This window comes from Conexibacter stalactiti (genome assembly GCF_033542075.1).
Taxonomy (GTDB): Bacteria; Actinomycetota; Thermoleophilia; order Solirubrobacterales; family Solirubrobacteraceae; genus Conexibacter; species Conexibacter stalactiti.
Genome location: NZ_JAWSTH010000209.1, coordinates 1 through 2,433, shown reverse-complemented (window position 1 = coordinate 2,433; position 2,433 = coordinate 1). Strand labels below are relative to the sequence as shown.

The following is a 2,433-nucleotide window of genomic DNA, read 5'->3' as shown; positions in this document are numbered from 1 at the left end:
GCCGCGCGGCTGCGGCGGCTGGACTCCGATCCGCGCTTCGTCGCGGCGGCGCGCGGCGCGCGCGGCCGGCTGCCGGGCGACGAGCGCTACGGCGACCCGCTCTCGACCGCCGGCGCCGAGCCGGCTCACCTGCTCGGCCAGCGGATCGCGGCGCGCGCGGGCGAGCGGCCGAGCGCGGCGCGCGAGCTGGGGCTTGGTGCGCTGCAGCTGTGGCAGGCGCTGGCGGAGGCGCAGGGGCGCGGTCATGGCAGAGAGGACGTGGCGATCCTCTTCACCGACGTCGTCGGCTTCTCGACGTGGGCGCTCGACGCCGGGGACGGGCGCGCGGTGGAGCTGCTGCGGCGTGTCGCGGCCGCGGTCGAGGCGCCGGTCGGCGCCCACGGCGGCCGGCTGGTCAAGCGGATGGGCGACGGTCACATGGCTGTCTTCGACGCGCCCGAAGAGGCCGTCGCGGCCGCCTGCGAAGCAGTCGCCGGGGTCGGCGCGATCGAGCTGGCCGGCCATCGACCGCAGCTGCGCGCGGGCATCCACGCCGGCTCACCGCGGCAGCTCGGCGGCGACTACTTCGGCGTCGACGTGAACGTCGCGGCGCGTGTCGGCGCGGCGGCCGGACCGGGGGAGGTGCTGATCTCCTCGGCGCTGCGGGATCGCCTCGCGGATGGGGCCGTCGCGCTCGCCCGCGGCTGGCGGCTCGACGCGAAGGGGACGCCCGACGACCTCGAGGTCTACCTCGTCGCAGAGCCGACCACGACGAAATGCAACACCTAGGTTGCGCGTGCTGGTAGCGTGCGCGATGAGATGACCGACTCTGACGCGAACGACCCCGCGGTCGAGCGGCTGATCCGCTCGATCTACGCCGCCTTCAACGCCCGCGACGTGGAGCGGGTCCTGGCGGCGCTCGGCCCCGACGTCGACTGGCCGAACGTGGCCGACGGCACACGGATCCACGGCCACGACGCCGTGCGCGCCTACTGGACGGCGCAGTTCGCCGCGATCGACCCGCGCGTGGAACCGCTGGCGCTGCGCCCGCTCGCTGACGGCCGCGTCGCCGTCGACGTCCACCAGCGCATCCAAGCCCTCGACGGGACGCTCCTGCACGAGGAGCCGGTCGTTCACGTCTACAGCTTCCGCGACGGCCTCATCACGCGGATGGACGTCGAGTCGCCGGACGTCTGAGGGTCGCCGCCCGCCCCGGCCTGACCTGGCGCGTCGCCGAGGACCGTCATCCAGCACCCCCTCACGGGGTGCTGGATGACGGTCCTCAGCCGCGCTGCTCGTCGAGCAGTTCGACGAGCGTGAGCAGCAGAGCGAGCGTGCCGGCGACGTCCGGCCCGCTGAGGCGGATCGCCGGGATCCGCCGCTGGCGAGCGCGCAGCGCCGCGCCGAGTGCGCGACCGCGGCGGCCGCGGGCGCCGAGCTGCTGCTCCTCGGCGGCGGCGGCGCCGGCGAGCGCGACGAGTTGGGGGTGGTAGCGCAGCGGCAGCAGCACGCCGTCGCGCGTCCACCACGTCGGCGCCGGCGCGGCGTCGCCGCGCGCGACCTCGATCACGACGGTGCGCGCGGGCGGCAGTCGCCGCCGGCGCAGGTGCTCACGGAAGCCGAGCGCCTGGGCGCTGCCGGCGCCTGCCAGCAGGACCGTGACCGCGAGCCGGCGGGGCGGTGCGGCGTCGAGCGCCCGCGCGGCGGCGAGCACGACCTCCGGCGCGATCGGGTTGGTCGCCAGCGGGCGCGCGAGCGCGGCGTCGACCAGCAGCCCGAGCGCGACCAACAGTACGAGCGTCGGCACCAGCTGGACCGCGCCAAGGGCCGTTCCCTCGGCACCGGCGAGCCGGGCGCCAGCGCACAGCGCGACCGCCAGCAGCGCCAGCGCGACCCAGGCGAACGGGCCGGGCAGCACCCGCCACGCCTCCCCGTCGCGCCGCCCGCGCGCGAGCCGCCGCAGCAGTCCGCCGCGCGGCACGTCGAGCGACGCCGTGAGGATCACGTGCAGCGGCACTGCATCGCCCGCGCCGCGATTTGCGTCAGCTGAGCCGCGAACTGCGTCATCCGCGCCGCGATTTGCGTCGCCCGCGCCGCGATCTGCGTCAGCCGCGCCGTCGCCAGGCGCTGCGGCCACCACGTTCTGCGTCGCGCGCTCGGGCGTCAGACGGCGCAGCAGGAACAGGCGACCGCTGAGGTCGAGCAGCAGTGAGAGCAGCGCGAGCAGCGCCAGCGCCAAGCCGGCGGGCGGGGAGGAGACCGCGAGCAGGCTGGCCGCCACGCCGACGCCGGCGTGGAGCGCGTGCGCCAGCTCTCCACGCGGACGCAGCCAGCAGCTCTCGACCTCGACCGCGCGCCCGGCCTCATGCAGCCGCGCGGCGAAGCCGAGCGCCGCACGCCGCTCCGCGTCGCTGCCCGCGACCGCCGGCGGTCCCGCGCCCACGCCCGCGCCTG

2 protein-coding genes and 1 pseudogene are annotated in these 2,433 nt (G+C 76.9%); 2 read left to right on the top strand and 1 reads right to left on the bottom strand.

The genetic code is table 11. The features are described 5' to 3' along the window. On the top strand, positions 1-768 hold a 768-nt coding region (locus tag R7226_RS31290; protein ID WP_318601482.1), incomplete at its 5' end, for an adenylate/guanylate cyclase domain-containing protein. A gap of 30 nt (positions 769-798) precedes the next feature. Beyond that, on the top strand, positions 799-1,176 hold the full coding sequence (locus tag R7226_RS31285) for a nuclear transport factor 2 family protein (RefSeq protein ID WP_318601481.1): 378 nt from the start codon (positions 799-801) through the stop codon (positions 1,174-1,176). Between the two features lie 85 nt (positions 1,177-1,261). Here the strand turns inward: R7226_RS31285 and R7226_RS31280 are convergent. Next, positions 1,262-2,433 (bottom strand): annotated as a pseudogene (locus R7226_RS31280) (hypothetical protein); the annotation flags it as partial.